Raw genomic sequence first — 19,833 nt, 5'->3', positions numbered from 1 at the left:
TGTAATAGTTTAGTCTTTTGTTTTAATAATTCCATTTTTATACAAATCTAAAGCTTCATTTAATAGTAATTGAATTTCTTTTATGGGAATATCTATATGAGGATTGACTTTAAAAATTTTCATTTTAACACGATTTCCTGCTTCTAATTTAGGGTGATTTAAATGTTTTCCTTCAACCATTAATAGGTAAGGTACTTTTGTTTTTTTATCAGTATTTAAATAACAAACTATTTTATTTTTATAGCAAAAACAGGGTATTCCGTATTTAATAGTTTCTGTAATAAGATTATCTTCATGAAGAATAATTTGCCGTAAAGCCAAAAAACAACTTCTATCGGGTTCAGATTTTTTTAAATAAAAATGATCAGATTCTTTACTCATGTTTTAAAAGTATCATTAATACTAGTAATTAAATAAGTTTAGGTCATGTTTTTAATCAATTTTCGAATTATATGTAATTCAGATTATCAAGGTATTAATTAGATTTAAAATCCTTAATCGGTACTAGAGATTAGTATAACTTTTGTAGTTTTGTAGAAAATAACAAGGTTTCTTTTCAAACATTCAATATCACAAAAAATGAGTACAGATAAAAAAGTATGGTTTATCACTGGTGTATCATCAGGTTTAGGTAAACAGTTAGCTAAAGAAGTATTATCACAAGGACAAATTGTAGTTGGTACTTTTAGAAAACAAGAACAAGTAGAGGCGTTTAATAATGAAAACCCAGGCAACTCTTTTGGTGTACTTATAGATGTTGCTTCAACACAAATGATTGTTGATGGTATCAAAACTATCTACGATAAATTCGGAAAAATTGATGTAGTTGTCAACAATGCTGGTTACGGTATTATGGGAAGTATTGAAGAGATTTCTGATGAAGAAGTTAGAAGACAATTTGAAGTAAACGTATTTGGTGTTTTAACTACTATTAGAGAAGTATTGCCTCAAATGCGTAAGCAACGTTCTGGTCATATTATAAATATTACTTCTATTGCAGGGCGTATAGGTTCTCAAGGTTTAGGAATTTACAACGGTTCTAAATTTGCTTTAGAAGGTATTGGAGAAGCTTTAGCTGCGGAGTTAAAACCATTAAATATTAAAGTAACTAATGTTGAACCAGGGCCATTTAGAACTGAATGGGCAGGAAGTTCAGCGGCTTACGATAATACAAAAATTGCTGATTACGAGAGTACAGTAGGTGAGCGTATCACTAGCTTACAAGGTTTAAGTGGTAACCAACCTGGTGACCCAGCAAAAGCAGCAGACGCTATTTATAAATTAGCCCAATTAGAAGAAGCTCCTGTACACTTACCATTAGGTAAAATTGCTTATGAGGTTTTTGGTAAGGTAAATAACGGGTTAATTGAAGAATTGGCTAAGTTTGAAAGCTTAGGTAAAGAATGTGATTTTGAATAGATTTTAAAATTCATTTGATTATACAAAAAAACCGCCCGATTGGGTGGTTTTTTTTGTATAATAGTTTGTGGTGAATTATATATAAAATAGTTTTAAAGCTCTTTTCTTAAAATTAATCTATCTCCTCTTCCTTCAAAATTTGAAGTTGCAAAAGGTTTCATGTTTAATTTTTCCAAAACTCTTTTTGAGACTAGGTTTTTAGGGCTCACTGTAGCAAAAAGTTCTGTTAGGCCTATTTCATTTTTTGAGTAGTTTGTCCAGAAATTGCCAATTTCGGTAGCTAAACCTTTTCCCCAATAGTTCTCATGTAGTATAAAACCGAATTCGTAATACTCTTTATCAAAGTATTTGAATTTATGCAAACCAGAAATACCTATTAATTTATTCTCAGATATTGAGGTTATACATCGAAAACCTAAAATGTCATTTTTAGATAAAATAAATTCATTTTTAATTAATTCTTTAAATTCTTCTTTAGTAAATACACGACCTTTAAAAGCAGATTTCATTACAATATGATTCTCGCAAAGCATTTTCTCTAAATCAGAAATATATTCTGATTGTAACGGTTGAAATTGTATTCGTTCAGTTTTGTACATTAGTTGCTAATTCATTTGGCGTTTCTCTTATAAAGAAAAACGCTAAATTAGTGTAAATAATTTAGCGTAAAATATAGTTAATCAATAAATGTATTATTTAGCCTCTGGCTCAAAACCAATACTTGCAGAGTTTATACAGTACCTATGTCCTGTAGTTTCCATAGGCCCATCATTAAAAACGTGACCTAAATGTCCGCCACAATTTGCGCATACAGTTTCAACTCTTGTCATGCCGTGGCTAGTGTCTTTTATATAATCTATAGCGCCGTCAATAGCTTTATCAAAAGAGGGCCAACCACAACTACTTTTAAACTTATGGTCACTTTCAAAAAGTTTAGCATTACAAGCTTTGCAATGGTATTCTCCATTGTCGAAATGCATATTATATGCACCAGTATGCGGATATTCAGTACCTTTTTTTATTAAAATAGTGTACTCTTCAGGTGAAAGAAGTTCTTTCCACTCAGCTTCCGATTTATTAATGTTGTACTTTTTAGTCATACTTTATTTTCTGTGCTTAGTTACGAGCTACAAAGTTAAGTGCTGCACCATTAATACAATGTCTTTCGCCTGTTGTATCACTAGGTCCGTCATTAAAAACATGACCTAAATGTCCACCACATGTAGCACAGTGCTCCTCAGTTCTTTTGTAACCAATTTTGTAGTCCACATCATAGGCGACATTACCTTTTATTTCTTGATCAAAACTTGGCCAACCTGTTCCAGAATCAAATTTATTTTCGCTTTTAAAAAGTTCTGTACCACAAGCAGCGCAAACGTAAATTCCTTTTTTATTATTTTTTAATAATTCGCTAGAGAATGCTCTTTCTGTACCCGCTTCACGTAAAATAAAATATTCCATGGCGTCTAACTCATTGCGCCATTCTGCATCTGTTTTTGTAATTTCAAATTCTTCTTGTTTGCTATTACCTTCCATTGCCATTTCTTTTTCTTGCGAAACGCCTTTGCAACTGGTGATAATAAGTACAAGACCTAAAAGTAATTTTTTATACATAGTTTCTTTTTTATCTAATTTACGTGTCTTTTAACTAAACAGTTGTTAATATTTTTGTAAACAAAACATAAATTATATAAAAAGCCTCGGTTTAACGATAAACCGAGGCTTGTAGTCTAAAAATGTGGTTTTTTTATAGAGAAGCTTTTATAATATCATCTTCTTCAACACCTAAACGAGCTAACACTGCGTTGATGTCAGAGGTGTCAATTTTAGAACTTGCAAATGAGCTTGGTAAAATTACGACTCTGAAAACAAGATCATCTGTATAAAAAGTGTCAATTGCCGACATATCAAAATTTCCATTAATATATAAGTCCATGTCTACGAAGTTATGAGCATAAGTATATTGAATAGTACCTCCGTCAAGAAAATAGCTAACTGGTACTAATGTCCAGTTGTCAGCTAGCCCATCAGTTAATTCAATTTCTTCATCTAAGACATATAATAATACTGCATCAGATTCAAGTACTTCAAAACTTGTAAAATCACTATATGTTAAACGTGTAGAATAAAAATTACCTGTTGCATCATAATTAAAATCAACGTTTTCTACTTCAAAAACTTGCCCTTGAATACTATCAAGACCATCCTGGCCGTCAAATCCATCATTCCCTGAACATGAAGTTATTAATATGGCTAAAAATAGCATTCCAATAAAAGTAAATCTTTTCATAATTATTTTGTTTGAGTGTTCTTATTAAATTTAAACGAGTTTAAGTTTTAAGATAATCAAAAAGCGTTCCACTTTTTAATTTGATTCATCTAATAAAAGAACGAAATAAATAGCAAACTATTATTTTAAACTTGTTTATATTGCAGTATATAAAATTATCTTATGCCAAACGTAGAAGCTTTTAGTTTATTAACGGAATTTGATATTAATCTTTTTAAAGCAGGAAAACACTTTCAATTGTACGAAAAGTTGGGTTCCCATATAGTAGAAGTTAATGGTGTTAAAGGTACTTATTTTGCTGTTTGGGCACCATCGGCTCATAGTGTAAGTGTTATTGGAGATTTTAATTTTTGGCAAAAAGGGACACATCAATTAAATGTTCGTTGGGATGAAAGTGGTATTTGGGAAGGTTTTATACCAGAGATAACTAAAGGTACTTTGTACAAATACAGCATCAATTCTAATAATTTTGGGGTTACTACAGAAAAAGCAGATCCGTTTGCCCGTTATTGTGAAACACCCCCAAAAACTGGTTCTGTTGTTTGGGATGGTGCATATGATTGGAAAGATACCGATTGGATGGGCTACCGTAAAGAAAAAAATGGGCTTGATAGGCCATATTCAGTTTATGAAGTACATTTAGGTTCTTGGAAAAGAAAGAAAGATAATGAGTTTTTGACTTATCTAGAACTTGCTGATGATTTAGTAAAATATGTAAAAGAAATGAATTTTACGCATGTAGAATTTATGCCTGTAATGGAGTACCCATATGATCCGTCTTGGGGTTATCAACTAACAGGGTATTTTGCACCAACTTCACGTTTCGGGACTCCTGAGGAATTTAAAGTTTTAGTAGATAAACTACACCAGAATGATATTGGAGTAATTTTAGATTGGGTGCCTTCACACTTCCCCGAGGATGCACATGGCTTAGGCTTTTTTGATGGCTCTCACTTATACGAACACCCTGATAGAAAAAAAGGCTATCACCCTGACTGGAAAAGCTTGATTTTTAATTACGGCCGAAATGAAGTCCGAGCTTTTTTAATAAGTAATGCTATGTTTTGGATGGATCAATTTCATGTTGATGCCTTACGTGTTGATGCTGTAGCATCAATGATTTATTTAGATTATTCACGTGAAGAAGGGGAGTGGGAACCAAATATATATGGCAATAACGAAAATTTAGAAGCTATTTCGCTCTTAAAGGAAATGAACCAGCAACTGTATGCTAGTTTTGAGGGCATTCAAACTATAGCAGAAGAATCAACTGCTTTTACTGGGGTTTCGCAACCTGTAGATTTAGGGGGTTTAGGTTTTGGTATGAAATGGATGATGGGTTGGATGCATGATACTTTAGAGTATTTTAAAAAAGAACCAATCTATAGAAAACACCACCAGAATGATATTACTTTCAGTTTAACTTATGCGTTTTCTGAAAATTTTATGTTGCCTTTTTCTCATGATGAGGTTGTGTACGGTAAGCAGTCACTTTTGTATAGAATGCCAGGTGATGAGTGGCAACGTTTTGCAAATTTAAGGTTACTTTTTGGGTACATGTTTACACATCCGGGTACAAATTTGGTATTTATGGGTGGTGAATTCGGGCAATCGTCAGAATGGAACTTCCAAAATAGTTTAGATTGGCATTTAACACAATATGATTTTCATGCAGGAGTGCAAAAAATGGTGAAAGATTTAAATATTTTTTACAAAAATTATCCAGCTCTTTACGAAAAGCAGTTTAGCCCTGATAGTTTCCAATGGATAGATTATGGAGATGCTGAAAGTTCAGTTTTAACGTATATCCGTAAAGGTCATGATACTAAAAATGATGTTATTGTTGCTTGTAATTTTACACCAATAACTAGAGAAAAATACCGAATAGGTATTCCTAAAAACACAACTGTAAAAGAAGTTTTTAATAGCGATGCTTTAGAATATGGAGGATCGGGGGTAGCAAATAAAAATATTAATATAACAGCAACACCTTGGCACAATTTCAACAACTCAATTGAAATAACGTTACCGCCTTTAAGTGTAATTATATTACAATAATAAATTATAAACCTATCGTGTGATAACGAATAGGCTTTAAAAAATTTTTATTATTCACGCATAATAACTTTTTTTGTTAGTTAATTTAAGTAAAGAAGTATGATTACTAATACAGAACTTGAATATAAAGGAAATTTATATCCGAATGAAATTGTTGATTTTAAACAAGATATAGATAAAATATACTTTACAACTGCAAATGGCGTTGTGTTGCAAATTACAGTACTTCGTAATAGTGCCATAAGGTTTAGGTATGCTACAGATTATAATTTTGAACCTGACTTTTCATATGCAATAAGTAAAACAGGTATTCGAGGTTTTGATGATTTAAAAGTAGAAGAAACTGATACAGAATATTTAATTGAAACTATCAGAATGAAAGTTTTGGTCGATAAAAAAACACTTAGGGTTCAAATATCAGATTTAGAAGGCAATATTATTAATGAAGATGAGCTTGGTTTTCATTGGGAAGAAAATTACGAGCACGGAGGTAACTTTGTGAAAATGAGTAAAATCACTAAAACAGGAGATAGTTTTTTTGGTTTAGGAGATAAAGCTACTCATCTAAATTTAAGAGGTAAAAGAGTAAATAATTGGGTGACAGATTCTTATGCTTATGGTAAAGATCAAGATCCGCTTTACAAAGCAATCCCTTTTTATGTAGGTATGACCGATAATAAGGCCTACGGAATTTTCTTTGATAATACTTTTAGGTCATTTTTTGATTTTGCACAAGAGAAAAGAAACGTTACTAGTTTTTGGGCTGATGGTGGTGAAATGAACTACTACTTTATTTATGGTCCAGATATGGAAAAAGTAATTCGGTTGTATACTGATTTAACAGGAACACCAGATTTACCACCACTTTGGGCTTTAGGCTTTCAACAATCAAAATGGAGTTATTACCCTGAAAGTAATGTGAAAGCATTGGCAAAAAAGTTTAGAGATTTAAAAATACCTTGTGATGGTCTGTATTTAGATATAGATTATATGGACGGTTTTAGATGTTTTACTTGGGATAAAAAACTGTTTCCGGACCCAAAACGAATGATATCTGAATTAAATGAAGATGGTTTTAAAACTGTAGTCATGATTGATCCCGGAATAAAAATTGACCGTGATTATTGGGTGTATCAAGAAGCTATGGAAAATGATTATTTCTGTAAGCGTGGTGATGGCCCATATATGCATGGTAAAGTTTGGCCAGGCCAGTGTAATTTTCCCGATTTCACAAACCCGGAAGTTCGTAAGTGGTGGGCTGAATTGTATAAAGAGTTCATGGCTGAAATTGGTGTTCATGCAGTGTGGAATGATATGAATGAACCAGCTGTAATGGAAGTGCCAACAAAAACAGCACCTTTAGACACACGTCATGATTATGATGGTAATAATTGCACACACCGTAAAGCCCATAATATTTATGGTATGCAAATGGTGAGAGCCACTTACAATGGTGTGAAAAAGCATGTGTATCCTAAAAGACCATTTGTGATTACAAGAGCAGCATATTCAGGTACACAGCGTTATGCTTGTACTTGGACAGGTGATAATGTTGCTACTTGGGAGCATTTATGGATCGCAAATGTGCAAGTGCAACGTATGTGTATGAGTGGATATTCATTTGTGGGTTCTGATATTGGTGGTTTTGCAGAACAACCTGATGGTGAGTTATTTGCAAGATGGGTACAGTTAGGTATTTTTCATCCTTTCTGTAGGGTACATTCTAGTGGTGATCACGGTGATCAAGAACCTTGGTCATTTGGAGAAGAAGTTACTGATATTGTAAGAAAGTATATTGAATTAAGATATCAGCTTTTACCATATTTATACACCATGTTTTATAGGTATTCTAAAGAAGGGCATCCAATGCTTCGTTCTTTAGTAATGTTTGATCAAGAAGATCCGCAGACACATTTTAGAACTGATGAGTTTATCTTTGGAGAACAAATATTAGTGTGCCCTATTCAAGAACCTAATGCAAAAGGGCGTAGAATGTACATGCCACGTGGTAATTGGTATAATTATTGGACGAAAGAAATTATTATTGGAGGATTGGAAAAATGGATTCCTGCTGATATTGATGTGATACCAATGTTTGTAAAAGAAGGCGCTATAATTCCTAAATATCCGGTTCAACAATATGTTGATGAGCTTGAAATAGAAGAATTAAAACTTGATGTGTATTATAAATTAGGTGTTGAAAATTCTACAATTTACGAAGATGCACAAGACGGTTTTGATTATAAAAAAGGTCGTTATAGTCTTCGTAACCTAAAATTAAACGGTAAAGAGAATGAATTAATTATCCAACAATTTAAAGACGGTACTTTTATAACTAGTTATGAAACTATGCGAATTAAATTTCATGGATTGCCTTTTGAAATAGCTTCAATAGTTGTTGATAGTGTTCCAGTTACACTTGAAGATATTAATTTATCGGAACATAATACCTTAATAATTAAAAAAGACTTTACCACGCTTCAAATAGTAGGTAAATAATTTTTTGTAAATTTAAAATATAAACAAAACCAATTCAGCTGAAAAGTCAAAATATACTTAGTATGCTATTTAATTAAACATTAACTATGAGAAAGATTATTTTAGTGGCTGCTATATTTTTAGGAGTTACTGCTTGTAAAACTAACCCATTTACTGGCAAAAAGATGTTAAATGCATTTCCGAATAGTCAAATATTCCCTACAGCATTTGCACAATACGATGAATTTCTAACGGAGAATAAAACAGTAGATAATACTGCAGATTCTAGAATGATTACAACAGTTGGACAACGAATTGCATCAGCTGCAGAGCGTTGGTTAACTGCAAACGGATATCCTGGATATTTAGATGATTACAAATGGGAATATAACTTAGTGCAAGATGAAACAATTAATGCTTGGTGTATGCCAGGTGGTAAAATTGTATTTTACACAGGTATCTTGCCAATTTGTCAAGGAGAAACTGGTGTTGCGGTAGTAATGGGTCATGAAGTTGCTCACGCATTAGCAGATCATGGTGCACAGCGTATGACAGCTAGTTACGGACAGCAAATAGGTCAAGTAGTAGGTAATGTTGCTATAAAAGATCAAAATTCACTTAACTTATTTAATCAATATTACGGGGCAGGAACTAATGTTTTAGGTATGTTGCCTTTTAGTAGAAGTCATGAAACTGAAGCAGATAGAATTGGTTTGCAAATTATGGCAATTGCAGGTTATAATCCTGATGAAGCTGCGGAACTTTGGAAGAGAATGAAAGCTAATAGTGGTGCGTCATCTACGCCAGAGTTTATGAGTACACATCCATCAAACGATACGCGTATTGCAAATCTTACAGAATGGGCACCTGCTGCAAAAGCAGAAGCAGCAAAATTTGGTGTAACTTCTTATAGATAAAATTTTTAACTCTGTTAAATAGTAATATATTTAAGCTGTTCTTATAAAGGACAGCTTTTTTATTTATAGCAACCAAACTATGGCAAAAGTACAAGCACCAAAAGGGAGCAAAAAATTATTAAATGCTTGGGCATTTTATGATTGGGCAAATTCGGTTTATACCTTAACGATAGCATCCTCAATATTTCCAATATTTTACGCAGCTTTATTTACGTCTTCTGAAGAATTAGTGAGTGCTTTTGGGTTTCAAATGAAACAAACTGTACTGATATCAATTATAACAGCGTTTACATTTTTAGGGGTCGCCATTTTATCTCCAATCTTATCAGGTATTGCGGATTATGTGGGGAATAAAAAAGCTTTTATGAAGTTTTTTTGCTATGTGGGAAGTGTAGGTTGTATTGGTTTATATTGGTTTAGTTTAGAGCAAATTCATCTCAGTTTATTGTACTATTTTATGGGATTGATAGGGTATTGGGGCAGTTTAGTTTTTTATAATTCATATTTACCAGATATCGCTTTTGAAGAACAACAAGATGCTATAAGTGCTAAAGGCTTTTCATTAGGTTATGTGGGTAGTGTTTTGTTGTTGATTTTAAATTTAGCAATGGTAATGATGCCAGAAACCTTTGGGTTTGATGTCGGTGACACTGAAGCTACATTAAATCAAGCAAAATTTGAAGCTATGAAAATTTCTTTTATAACTGTTGGTTTGTGGTGGCTTGTTTTTAGTCAGTATACATTTTATGTATTACCAAAAGGAGTTTCATCTGGTCATAAAGTAACCAAAGATGTTGTTTTTAATGGTTTAAAAGAATTAAAGTTAGTTTGGGTTAAACTTAAACTTGATTTACGATTAAAAAAGTATTTAAGAGCATTTTTTGTATTCAGCATGTCTGTGCAAACAATCATGTTAATGGCTGTGTATTTTGGAGAAAAAGAAATTGCTTGGGCAACAGATTCTGAGAAAACCACAGGTTTAATTATTAGTATTCTAGTAATACAATTAGTGGCTATTATTGGAGCAATTGTAACATCAAAAGCATCTGCTAAATTCGGTAATATAAAAACCCTTATTGTTATTAATGCAATATGGTTATGTTTGTGTTTTTATGCCTTTTTTATGGTGTCACCTTTGCAATTCTATATAGCAGCAGGGCTTGTTGGTCTAGTAATGGGGGGAATACAATCATTAGCAAGGTCAACTTATTCTAAATTTTTACCAGACACGGATGATACTACTTCTTATTTTAGTTTTTATGATGTAGCAGAGAAAATAGGAATTGTTATTGGTATGATCATTTTTGCTGTGGTAGATCAAGTAAGTAGTATGCGTTATGCAATATTATTTTTGTTCGTGTTTTTTTTAGCAGGTATTATTTTGTTATTACGTGTGTCAAAAGAAAATGTTAAAACTGAAAATTATTAAGTATATTAGCAATAATAGAATAACCTATTACAACCAGTAAACCATTAACAATGAAATATTTATTTACTTTTTTAAGTTTATCGTTACTATCAGTCTCTTGTGGTAGTGGTAGTGTTGATTTAGCTATTGATAACCCAACAACAGAACCCGTAATCATTAGGGTAGATTCCTTAGAAGTTGAAATACCTGCAGAACAAGTTGTTTGGGTAGAAATGGGAAAAGGGAATCATTCTTTGACTTTAAAAAATGATAGTATTGTAAATTTCAATTTTGTCTCAGATGTTTACATGGTTAATCCAACCTTAACAGAATACTTAATGGCGGGTGAATATTACGGAAATAATAATTCATATGCCATGTATCAAATGGCTAATACGAATACTGTTGAATTTTTAGGAATAGAACTTGAAGGTGATTATGCTATTGTAAAAGACTTAATAAACCCAATTACTTGGGATTATGGTCCGAGGGAAACTTTACCTGAAACAATACAAATGGAATCTGGTGCTAGTTATGAGGTGCTTCAAAAATTATTTTCTCCAATAGAATTTATCAAATTAGTTTCTGAGTCGAGAGGGACAGAATAATACAAACCCTAAATTATATATTTTGTTCATAGGTATACATGCAACTTGGGATGTTTATAATTGTAATAAGGAAAAGCTTTCTTTTGTTCCATATGTCGAAGAAACGTTACATACGATAACTGCTACGCTTGATTTAGAAGAGCTAAATGAAGCTTTTAAACAATTTGAACCTATCGGTGTGACAGGTTTTATTTTGTTAGCAGAAAGTCATATAAGTATACATACTTGGCCAGAGCACAATTATGCGGCTGTTGATGTGTTTTCTTGTAAAAATTTTGATACAAGCTTAGTTACTAAGTTACTGGAGAAGCTTTTTGAATCAGACAAGATAGAGCTGAATAAATTAAAAAGAGGTTCGTTAGAATTGGTAAACCAATTAAAATTAACTTCTAAATAATATAATGAGAAATAAATGTGCAATCGTCTGATATAATTGGATTTTCTTCAGCACGTAAATTTAAAGCTGATGGTTTATCAGTAAAAAATAATCCAGTTTGATAATAATAATTTTCCATATCCTTTTCTAAAGGGTAGTATTTTTGGTATACAACTTCTTGTTCTGCAAAGTCTCCTTTAGATTTTGAATTTATTATACCATTTATTGAAATGTTTTCACCTAACCTCCCATAAACAGGTTTGGTAACAAAATCATTGTAATAAGGTGTGCTTAGTAATGTTTGAGAAATTTTATCATTTGGGAAGTGCTCAGTTATATAAGCCATAAATTTTTTGTTTTGCCAAATAGCACTATAGGGTGGGTTTAGAACTTTACAAAGATTTTTACAAATTATGGTTGACAATTCTTTAGCAAGTTTTGGCTCTTCATTAAACATCCAATCCCACGGAATCATTTTAAACCATACATCTACTATTTGATATTCACCATTTATCTCATAAAGAATTCCATTTTCTTCTGAGAAAACTACATTTTCTAGGTTTACATAAAATGATTTGTACCCTTTTTCATGCGCGATATCTAATATAGAATTTACATTTAAAACATCTTCCTCATAACCAAAAGAAGATCCTAAAATAAAAGGATTGGAGTGATTTATGGTGCTTTTTAAGTTTTCTAATATATTCCCAATGTCAGTTGCTAAGTTGTTGAATTGACTATGGTTATTACCTTTTAATTCTTTATTTTGTAATGATTGCCAATGAATAGTTTCAGGTAGAGTACTACAGGTATCAGCATTAAATTCTATAACACTGGTTTCTCTTTGTTTAATACCACCGTTGATATCAAATCTTCCATATAAGAATGGGTGTTTATCTCTGTTTTTCCAAGTGTGACGGATACAGTCGTGGAAAAAATAAGGTATACCTATATCTCCTAATTTATCCTCATTAATTATTTTTTCGGTAGCTTTTTGGAATAATTTAAAAGCGGCTACACTTAGTTTTTTAAAATTTTCAATTTCAAAATTATGGAGACCGAGTAATTCTTCAGTAAAATAATCTTGTTTTAAATACCAAAGTAAGTGGTGTGAAACATGTTTTTTTTTTAATCGCTTTATTTCTTTAAAACGATTATCCTCCAAATGATCTAAACGATTTTCCACTTCCGTATCCTTTTGATGATGCTCCTGGTACTCTAATTTTTCTAGTAGTAGCGGAACTTTTTAAATCGTTTTTTAAATCAGTAGATTTATTGTAAGCAGTAGCATCTTTATAATAACTAGAATTTGGTGCAACGTTTGATAAGTTTCTATTAAAATAAGATGAAGCTAATGAATAATGCAAAATTGTTCTTAAACCAGATCTATTTCGATAACTAGTTTCATTTGAATTATTATCAATTTTAGCTAATGATAAGGTATCTATCTGTCCATCTAAGCCATGTACAATAGCAATAGAGTTTTCTCTTTTGTCAATAATGCTTTCATCAATAATTTTATAATCATCACCAGGTTCAATTTCTTCAACTTCTGTAACAGTGCCCTTTGTAGCTTCGTAAATTGTTTTTTCTTCAGAATCTTTAATTTTAGGACTTCCGTCATTATCGCCACAACTGGTTAATAAAACAGAACTACTTAAAGCGGTGGTTAACATTAATTTTCTTGAAAATGCTAATCCAGTCATCATTTTTTTATTCATCTTTGGAATTGTTTTCTTTAGTGTAACGATAATCAAACTTAACAAAATTTTATGAGAAAAGGAATACTTATTTCGTTTGCTGTTTTTATTGCTGGACTTTGTTCTATTATATATGAACTTTTGGTAAGTACTACAGCTACATATTTTTTAGGTGATGGTGTTAGGCAGTTCTCTGTTATTATAGGTGTTTACTTGTTTTCAATGGGTATTGGAGCATTTTTATCTAAATATTTAAGGGAAATGCCCTTAAAGTTTTTTGTGCACGTAGAATTTTTATTAGGGTTAATTGGCGGCATATCAGTTCCGTTACTTTTTTTTTCTTTTGTATCAGTAAACGCTCTTGCGTTACAAATTATATGTTTGGTTATTATATTATTAATAGGCCTTTTGACAGGAATGGAGGTTCCATTATTAACTTTTGTGTCAAATGAAGTTGATTTTAAAAATAATTTATCTAATGTTTTATCATTAGATTATATAGGTGGTTTAATTGCCACATTGTTATTCCCTTTTATTTTATTGCCTTTTGTAGGGTTGTATTATTCTTCTTTAATTTTTGGAATAATTAATATTTTTTTAGGTTTAATTTTGAATCATTTTCTATTAGAAAAATCAAAAAAAACAATGTTTTTTGGTTTAACTTCTATGGCAATACTTATTTTATTGGTTGTTTTTGGAGGACGATTTTTGAAAATTTGGGATCAAGCTATTTATAAAAATCCAATTGTTTTAAATGAACAAACACCTTATCAAAAAATTGTTGTTACAAAAAAGAAAGAAGATGTAAGGTTGTATTTAAATAGAGTAATTCAATTTTCATCCTCTGATGAATATAGGTATCATGAGCCTCTAGTTCACATTCCAATTTCTTTGCATGAAAACCCAAAATCAATATTGATTTTGGGAGGTGGTGAAAATTTAGCTAGTAGAGAGGTTTTGAAACATCCAACAATTACAAATATAGATGTTGTTGATATTGATAGTACTATGTTTTATTTGGCTAAAAAAGATCCATATTTTATGAAGATAAATGAAGGTGCAGCTAAAAATAAACGGGTTAACCTTATTGCGGCAGATGCTTTCACTTTTTTGCATAATGAATCAAAAGGATATGATATCATAATTGCAGATTTGCCAGACCCAACAAACGAGGCTTTGGCAAGATTGTATAGTAAACAATTTTTTCTTTTAGCGAAACAACGACTTAATAAAAATGGATTATTCGTTACTCAGTCTGGAGAAATATATTTTTCAAATTCTGTTTTTAGTTGTATAAATAATACTTTATCACCAATTTTTAAGTATGTAAAGCCATATCATTCTTATATCCCATCATTTGGTGATTGGGGTTTTGTAATAGCTAGTGATGTTGAAATAGAAGAGGGGAGGGTAAAATCACCTTTACCAAAAGATTTAAAGTTTTTGACTGATTCTCAATTTCAAATGGCTTTTGAGTTTCCAAAAGATATTGCAATTAAGAAAACAAAAGTGAATACACTTGATAGTCCTATTATTTTAAATTATTTCATTGATGATTGGAATAAATGGAAAACTGATTTGCAAGCAAGTACAAAATAAAAGGCCTCTTAATCAAGAGGCCTTGATGACTATTCGATTTTTTATTGATGTTATTACTAATTTTTAGTAAATGAAATACTTCCGTAATCGCTAGTAATATTGATAAGCTTTTTTGAAGCGGAGCTTCCATAGTATCCACTATAATATTTTTCGCTAGAATCTTCTCTACTTACATTAATTTCAAAGTTATCTTTTCCATTAACACCTGCGTACTCAGTACTTATTTCAAAATTGAAATTGTAATTAGGGTGGTAACCAATTTTAATGCCGGTATAATCTGATCTAATTTTTATGTCACCAGCATCTTTAGCCATTGTAGTTATTTGAATGCCACCATAATCTGATGTTATACTTACATTACCATGTACGGTTCCTAATTTTATATGATTGTAATCACCATTACCCTCAATATTTGTGGCAGTCCCAACTTCAATTTTTCCATAGTTATTATTGTAAGTTAGGTTTTTCATACTTATGATGCTTCCGTTGGTATAATCGGAATTAATATCTAAATCTCCTGCTTTTTCAATAGTGAAACCAGAATAATCTGCAGTTATTTTTCCACTATTTATATATCCAATTGTAGATTTAGAGGTGTAATCAAATGATAATTGATTGTTCCTACCGCGTAATTCACCAATTTCTAACCTACCATAATCACACGATATTTTAGCATGTCCGTCAATTCTATCTAAAATAATATTTCCGTAGTCATTATGTAATTGAATGTTATTTTTTACTGGTATTTTAATACTGTAATCAATCTGCATATTTACATTACTGGTGCTTCCCCAGCCCCAGTTCCAGCCACTTTTGTTTTCATTAAAGATTGTTTTAGCAGCAACCACACTATTTGTAGCTTCAAAATCAATGTTTATTTCATCAAGTTTGTTGTTAACTTTTTCTTCGTTATTTCCATTTACTTTTATATGTACTTCAATAACAACACGATTTTCATTCCATGAAGTAATATTTAAGTTTCCGTAACTGTTGGTTACTTTTAATAAAGCGTCAGAATTAACCGAAAATTCCTTTTTTATGGTTTTTTCTTTTGTGTGTTTGCCTTTAAAGTTGTCATTTGCTAAAAGATAAATAGGAGCAAAGAGTAGTATAATTAAGCTTATTTTATATAATTGTATTTTCATGATCTATATTTTTAATTTCTTCAACTTGTTTTAAGACATCTTCTAACAAGTCTATTCTTGTTTGAAAATTTATAATCATGGCGCTCAGTATTAATTTACTATTCCCGCCGTTAATTAAATCGTTCTCTAAGCCTTTATAATTAGTTTCTAATTTTTTTAACTGAAGCATCGTATCTGCTATAATTTTTTTGGTAGCAGGTGAATTTTCACTTTTTAATTTTGCTACTTCTTGTTCAATAATATTTACAAAATAGAATTCAGTATTTGATATTTCTGGTGATATTTCTACCACTTGTTGTTCAATTGTAGTTGAGGTGTTTATGTAGGTATACCCTAAACTAAGAAGCATTACAAAACATGCGGCAAAAGCTAAATATTTGTAAGTATTACTTTTTTTAATTGTAGGTTCTATAGCTTTAACACCGTTGAGTTTATCTAAAAATCGTTGTTGGTGACCTTCACTTGGAGTTTCATAATCGAAACTTCCATTTAGGTGATCAAATAATTCGTCTATTATATCTTTCTTTTTATCCATTTACCATCATTTTTTTACGCAGACTGTCTTTTGCCCTTGAAATGGTAGTTCTACAACTTGCATAACTAATATTCATTATTGCGCTTATTTCCTCATAATCATATCCTTCTATTAAATGTAAGGTCAAAGAAATTCTGTAATTGTTTTTTAACTGTTTCATGGTTTCCATCACTTTTTGAGCCTTTTGTTCTGTAAACACATAATCAGTAGCAATACCGTCATTGTCTTCGACCTTATAAATTACATCATCTAAAACAACTTCATTATTTTTCTGTTGCTTTCGGTACTGGTAAATACTGTTGTTTATTACTATGCGTTTTAGCCAAGCGCCAAAAGCAACTTCAGCTTTAAAGCTTTCTAATTTTGTAAAAGCACTTAAAAACGATTCTTGCATAATATCTTCTGCGATTGCATTATCTTTAATAATCCTAAAGGCAGTATTGTACATGGCCTTATAATACCGATTATAAACTTCGAGTTGTGCGCTTTGTTTTCCTGCTAAACACAATTGTAATAAAACATCAATATGGTCTTTTTTGTGGCTCAAAAAGTGGTTGTTTTGTAGTAATGATGGCGTATTTAATGTAATGTTACACTTTTTTTAAAAAACTTTTTCTTTGTTGGCATAAGAATTGCCCAATATTAAAGAGAAAAAACAGTTTAATACTTGTGAGCCTAATGTTTACAGGCTTTATTAAAGTTGTTTAATAATTATTTACTAATAAGATTTCTGCGCCACGGTGACAGAATGACCGAAATGAATATATGGGAAATTCTAAATTTTCAAATTTTGACAATATGTCGTTACATGGTATTGATGAAGATTCTGAACTAATACCACTATTAACTCCTGAAGATGAGGAGGAGATGAATAGTGAGAAATTACCAGAAACTTTACCAATTTTACCATTGCGTAATACAGTGTTGTTTCCTGGTGTTGTTATTCCAATTACTGCAGGTAGAGATTCATCAATAGCATTAATTAAAGATGCCAATAATGGAACTAAAGTTATTGGGGTTGTTTCTCAAAAAGACGCAGAGGTTGAGAACCCAGGTATAAATGATATCAATACTTTGGGTACTGTAGCACGAATTTTACGTGTTTTACAAATGCCTGATGGTAATACGACGGTAATTATACAAGGTAAAAAACGTTTTGAAGTGGCGGAGGTGCTTACGGAGAAACCTTATATGACTGCTACTGTTCGTGAATCATCAGAAGTGAGACCAGAACCTATGAATCCTGAATTTGAGGCAATTATTGACTCAGTTAAAGAGTTGGCTTTAAAAATTATTAAAGACAACCCAAACATACCTAGCGATGCTTCATTTGCTATAAAAAACATTCAGAGCAATTCATTTTTAATAAATTTTGTTTCATCTAACTTAAGTGTAGATGTTGAAACAAAACAAGAGTTATTAGAAATTCCGAATTTACAAGAGCGTGCTTTAGCAATGTTAAAGTATATGAATGTTGAACTTCAGAAATTAGAACTGAAAAATGATATTCAGTCTAAGGTTCGAACAGATCTAGATCAGCAACAAAAAGAATATTTTTTGCATCAGCAAATGAAAACTATTCAAGAAGAATTGGGTGGTGGTGTTTCGTATGAAGAAGAAATAGAGGTAATGCGTAAAAAGGCCAAAAAGAAAAAATGGTCTAAAAAAGTAGGTGACCACTTTACAAAAGAGTTAGCTAAAATGCAACGCATGAATCCGCAAGTTGCAGAATATAGTATTCAAAGAAATTATTTAGATTTATTTTTAGAATTGCCATGGAGCGAGTTTTCTAAAGACAAATTTGATTTAGCAAGAGCACAAAAAATATTAGATAGAGACCACTATGGTTTAGAAGATGTAAAACGTAGAATTATTGAATATCTAGCAGTTTTAAAATTGCGTAACGATATGAGGTCGCCAATACTTTGTTTTTACGGTCCCCCGGGAGTTGGTAAAACATCATTAGGTAAGTCTATTGCAGAAGCTTTGGGTAGAGAATACGTGCGTATGTCATTAGGTGGTTTACGTGATGAAGCTGAAATTCGCGGTCATAGAAAAACCTATATAGGTGCTATGCCAGGTAGAATTATTCAAAGTCTTAAAAAAGCAGGAAAATCAAATCCGGTTTTTATTTTAGATGAGATTGATAAATTATCAAATAGTCATCAAGGTGATCCTTCTTCAGCAATGCTTGAAGTATTAGACCCGGAGCAGAATAGTGAGTTTCATGATAATTTCTTAGAAATGGGTTATGACCTGTCAAAAGTTATGTTTGTGGCAACAGCTAACAATATTGGTAATATTCAACCAGCATTGCGTGACCGTATGGAAATGATTCCGGTAAGTGGTTACACTATTGAAGAAAAGGTTGAGATTGCAAAAAGACATTTATTACCTAAGCAATTAAAAGAACACGGTTTATCAACAAAAGATTTAAAAGTTGGGAAACCGCAATTAGAAAAAATTGTTGAGGGTTATACAAGAGAATCTGGTGTTCGTGGTTTAGAAAAACAAGTAGCAAAAGTTGTTCGTAATACAGCTAAAAATATTGCTATGGAGTTGGAACATAATGAAAAATTAACTTCTGATGATGTTGTTGAGATTTTAGGCCCTGCTCGTATGGAGCGTGATAAGTATGAAAATAATGATGTTGCAGGTGTTGTTACAGGTTTAGCTTGGACAAGCGTTGGTGGTGATATCTTATTTATAGAGTCTATCTTATCAAAAGGTAAAGGAACACTTTCTATTACTGGTAATTTAGGTAAGGTGATGAAAGAGTCTGCAACCATTGCTATGGAATATATAAAGTCTAATGCAGAACTTTTTAAAATTGATTCTGAAATATTTTCAAAATACAATGTGCATATTCACGTACCAGAAGGTGCTACACCTAAAGATGGGCCAAGTGCAGGTATAACTATGTTAACTTCATTAGTGTCATTATACACACAAAAGAAAGTGAAGAAAAATATAGCGATGACAGGTGAAATTACATTAAGAGGTAAAGTATTACCTGTTGGTGGAATTAAAGAAAAGATTTTAGCTGCTAAACGTGCAAAAATTAAAGAGCTTATTCTTTGTGAAGAAAACAAAAGAGATATTCTTGAAATAAAAGAAGATTATTTAAAAGGACTAACATTTCATTATGTAAATGAAATGCATGAGGTTATAGCATTAGCAATTACAAACCAAGATGTAAAAAATGCGAAGAGCTTATAATTAATAATAAATTTTAATAGAAAAGGGTAATTATAAGTTAAATAATTACCCTTTTTTTATGTGAACATTAAGTATACCAAG

The 19,833-nt window shown here is 31.5% G+C and carries 19 protein-coding genes; 9 read left to right on the top strand and 10 right to left on the bottom strand.

Annotated features, from left to right (window positions below; genetic code table 11):
- Nucleotides 1-9 precede the first annotated feature (9 nt).
- Nucleotides 10-381 carry a DUF1801 domain-containing protein gene (locus tag KO500_RS00515; protein ID WP_215954536.1) on the bottom strand — a complete coding sequence of 124 codons (372 nt, stop codon included), beginning with the start codon at nucleotides 379-381 and terminating at the stop codon, nucleotides 10-12.
- Nucleotides 382-579: 198 nt separating this feature from the next.
- Between KO500_RS00515 and KO500_RS00510 the strand changes: the two genes are divergently transcribed.
- Nucleotides 580-1,419: an oxidoreductase gene (locus KO500_RS00510; RefSeq protein WP_215954535.1), complete on the top strand. Its 840-nt coding sequence runs from the start codon at nucleotides 580-582 to the stop codon at nucleotides 1,417-1,419.
- A 92-nt stretch (nucleotides 1,420-1,511) separates the two neighbouring features.
- Here the strand turns inward: KO500_RS00510 and KO500_RS00505 are convergent, their stop codons facing one another.
- The 4 genes from KO500_RS00505 to KO500_RS00490 form a co-directional block, all read right to left on the bottom strand.
- Nucleotides 1,512-2,018, bottom strand: coding sequence for a GNAT family N-acetyltransferase (locus tag KO500_RS00505; RefSeq protein WP_215954534.1), 507 nt, complete (start codon nucleotides 2,016-2,018; stop codon nucleotides 1,512-1,514).
- 93 nt (nucleotides 2,019-2,111) lie between these two features.
- Entirely contained in the window at nucleotides 2,112-2,519 is a 408-nt protein-coding gene (gene msrB / locus KO500_RS00500) for a peptide-methionine (R)-S-oxide reductase MsrB (RefSeq protein ID WP_215954533.1), read from the bottom strand.
- A 16-nt stretch (nucleotides 2,520-2,535) separates the two neighbouring features.
- Complete coding sequence (msrB, locus tag KO500_RS00495; RefSeq protein WP_215954532.1) at nucleotides 2,536-3,033, bottom strand: peptide-methionine (R)-S-oxide reductase MsrB; 498 nt, start codon at nucleotides 3,031-3,033, stop codon at nucleotides 2,536-2,538.
- 133 nt (nucleotides 3,034-3,166) lie between these two features.
- Complete coding sequence (locus KO500_RS00490; RefSeq protein WP_215954531.1) at nucleotides 3,167-3,709, bottom strand: collagen-like protein; 543 nt, start codon at nucleotides 3,707-3,709, stop codon at nucleotides 3,167-3,169.
- A gap of 162 nt (nucleotides 3,710-3,871) precedes the next feature.
- Between KO500_RS00490 and glgB the strand changes: the two genes are divergently transcribed.
- The 6 genes from glgB to speD all read left to right on the top strand — a co-directional run bounded on the left by glgB (nucleotide 3,872) and on the right by speD (nucleotide 11,575).
- Nucleotides 3,872-5,767: a 1,4-alpha-glucan branching protein GlgB gene (gene glgB / locus KO500_RS00485; protein ID WP_215954530.1), complete on the top strand. Its 1,896-nt coding sequence runs from the start codon at nucleotides 3,872-3,874 to the stop codon at nucleotides 5,765-5,767.
- A gap of 99 nt (nucleotides 5,768-5,866) precedes the next feature.
- Nucleotides 5,867-8,266: a glycoside hydrolase family 31 protein gene (locus tag KO500_RS00480; protein WP_215954529.1), complete on the top strand. Its 2,400-nt coding sequence runs from the start codon at nucleotides 5,867-5,869 to the stop codon at nucleotides 8,264-8,266.
- A gap of 86 nt (nucleotides 8,267-8,352) precedes the next feature.
- Nucleotides 8,353-9,162, top strand: a complete 810-nt coding sequence (locus KO500_RS00475; RefSeq protein ID WP_215954528.1) for a M48 family metallopeptidase — start codon at nucleotides 8,353-8,355, stop codon at nucleotides 9,160-9,162.
- Between the two features lie 79 nt (nucleotides 9,163-9,241).
- A complete protein-coding gene (locus KO500_RS00470) occupies nucleotides 9,242-10,591 on the top strand; it encodes an MFS transporter (protein ID WP_215954527.1) in 1,350 nt (449 codons plus the stop codon).
- Between the two features lie 50 nt (nucleotides 10,592-10,641).
- A complete protein-coding gene (locus KO500_RS00465; protein WP_215954526.1) occupies nucleotides 10,642-11,178 on the top strand; it encodes a hypothetical protein in 537 nt (178 codons plus the stop codon).
- Between the two features lie 22 nt (nucleotides 11,179-11,200).
- Nucleotides 11,201-11,575 (top strand): adenosylmethionine decarboxylase, encoded by a 375-nt coding sequence (speD, locus tag KO500_RS00460; protein WP_215954525.1) that lies wholly within the window; start codon nucleotides 11,201-11,203, stop codon nucleotides 11,573-11,575.
- On the opposite strand, the gene KO500_RS00455 is transcribed toward speD, so the two are convergent.
- Both KO500_RS00455 and KO500_RS00450 read right to left on the bottom strand, forming a co-directional pair.
- Nucleotides 11,568-12,740 carry a glutathionylspermidine synthase family protein gene (locus KO500_RS00455; protein WP_215954524.1) on the bottom strand — a complete coding sequence of 391 codons (1,173 nt, stop codon included), beginning with the start codon at nucleotides 12,738-12,740 and terminating at the stop codon, nucleotides 11,568-11,570. The genes speD and KO500_RS00455 overlap by 8 nt on opposite strands.
- A complete protein-coding gene (locus KO500_RS00450; RefSeq protein ID WP_215954523.1) occupies nucleotides 12,709-13,275 on the bottom strand; it encodes a hypothetical protein in 567 nt (188 codons plus the stop codon). Before KO500_RS00450 ends, KO500_RS00455 begins: the two co-directional genes overlap by 32 nt.
- A gap of 51 nt (nucleotides 13,276-13,326) precedes the next feature.
- On the opposite strand from KO500_RS00450, the gene KO500_RS00445 reads away from it, so the two are divergent.
- Nucleotides 13,327-14,853: a polyamine aminopropyltransferase gene (locus KO500_RS00445; RefSeq protein WP_215954522.1), complete on the top strand. Its 1,527-nt coding sequence runs from the start codon at nucleotides 13,327-13,329 to the stop codon at nucleotides 14,851-14,853.
- Between the two features lie 56 nt (nucleotides 14,854-14,909).
- Here KO500_RS00445 and KO500_RS00440 read toward each other — a convergent pair whose 3' ends face one another.
- From KO500_RS00440 to KO500_RS00430, 3 genes are read right to left on the bottom strand one after another with little or no spacing between them, the layout of a single operon-like run.
- On the bottom strand, nucleotides 14,910-15,998 hold the full coding sequence (locus KO500_RS00440; protein ID WP_215954521.1) for a DUF4097 domain-containing protein: 1,089 nt from the start codon (nucleotides 15,996-15,998) through the stop codon (nucleotides 14,910-14,912).
- Nucleotides 15,979-16,533 carry a hypothetical protein gene (locus tag KO500_RS00435; protein ID WP_215954520.1) on the bottom strand — a complete coding sequence of 185 codons (555 nt, stop codon included), beginning with the start codon at nucleotides 16,531-16,533 and terminating at the stop codon, nucleotides 15,979-15,981. Before KO500_RS00435 ends, KO500_RS00440 begins: the two co-directional genes overlap by 20 nt.
- Entirely contained in the window at nucleotides 16,526-17,080 is a 555-nt protein-coding gene (locus tag KO500_RS00430) for an RNA polymerase sigma factor (protein ID WP_215954519.1), read from the bottom strand. Before KO500_RS00430 ends, KO500_RS00435 begins: the two co-directional genes overlap by 8 nt.
- Nucleotides 17,081-17,298: 218 nt before the next feature.
- On the opposite strand from KO500_RS00430, the gene lon reads away from it, so the two are divergent.
- Complete coding sequence (lon, locus tag KO500_RS00425; protein WP_215954518.1) at nucleotides 17,299-19,752, top strand: endopeptidase La; 2,454 nt, start codon at nucleotides 17,299-17,301, stop codon at nucleotides 19,750-19,752.
- Nucleotides 19,753-19,833: the final 81 nt, after the last annotated feature.

The organism is Cellulophaga baltica (genome assembly GCF_018861125.1).
Lineage (GTDB): Bacteria > Bacteroidota > Bacteroidia > Flavobacteriales > Flavobacteriaceae > Cellulophaga > Cellulophaga baltica_A.
Note: the sequence above shows the minus strand (reverse complement) of the source record. Positions and strands in the feature narration are given on the sequence as shown.

Bases quoted from the DNA above. Each gene is read 5' to 3' on its own strand.
- KO500_RS00515 (WP_215954536.1), bottom strand. From the start codon at position 381: ATGAGTAAAGAATCTGATCATTTTTATTTAAAAAAATCTGAACCCGAT.
- KO500_RS00510 (WP_215954535.1), top strand. From the start codon at position 580: ATGAGTACAGATAAAAAAGTATGGTTTATCACTGGTGTATCATCAGGT.
- KO500_RS00505 (WP_215954534.1), bottom strand. From the start codon at position 2,018: ATGTACAAAACTGAACGAATACAATTTCAACCGTTACAATCAGAATAT.
- msrB (WP_215954533.1), bottom strand. From the start codon at position 2,519: ATGACTAAAAAGTACAACATTAATAAATCGGAAGCTGAGTGGAAAGAA.
- msrB (WP_215954532.1), bottom strand. From the start codon at position 3,033: ATGTATAAAAAATTACTTTTAGGTCTTGTACTTATTATCACCAGTTGC.
- KO500_RS00490 (WP_215954531.1), bottom strand. From the start codon at position 3,709: ATGAAAAGATTTACTTTTATTGGAATGCTATTTTTAGCCATATTAATA.
- glgB (WP_215954530.1), top strand. From the start codon at position 3,872: ATGCCAAACGTAGAAGCTTTTAGTTTATTAACGGAATTTGATATTAAT.
- KO500_RS00480 (WP_215954529.1), top strand. From the start codon at position 5,867: ATGATTACTAATACAGAACTTGAATATAAAGGAAATTTATATCCGAAT.
- KO500_RS00475 (WP_215954528.1), top strand. From the start codon at position 8,353: ATGAGAAAGATTATTTTAGTGGCTGCTATATTTTTAGGAGTTACTGCT.
- KO500_RS00470 (WP_215954527.1), top strand. From the start codon at position 9,242: ATGGCAAAAGTACAAGCACCAAAAGGGAGCAAAAAATTATTAAATGCT.
- KO500_RS00465 (WP_215954526.1), top strand. From the start codon at position 10,642: ATGAAATATTTATTTACTTTTTTAAGTTTATCGTTACTATCAGTCTCT.
- KO500_RS00450 (WP_215954523.1), bottom strand. From the start codon at position 13,275: ATGAATAAAAAAATGATGACTGGATTAGCATTTTCAAGAAAATTAATG.
- KO500_RS00445 (WP_215954522.1), top strand. From the start codon at position 13,327: ATGAGAAAAGGAATACTTATTTCGTTTGCTGTTTTTATTGCTGGACTT.
- KO500_RS00440 (WP_215954521.1), bottom strand. From the start codon at position 15,998: ATGAAAATACAATTATATAAAATAAGCTTAATTATACTACTCTTTGCT.
- KO500_RS00435 (WP_215954520.1), bottom strand. From the start codon at position 16,533: ATGGATAAAAAGAAAGATATAATAGACGAATTATTTGATCACCTAAAT.
- lon (WP_215954518.1), top strand. From the start codon at position 17,299: ATGGGAAATTCTAAATTTTCAAATTTTGACAATATGTCGTTACATGGT.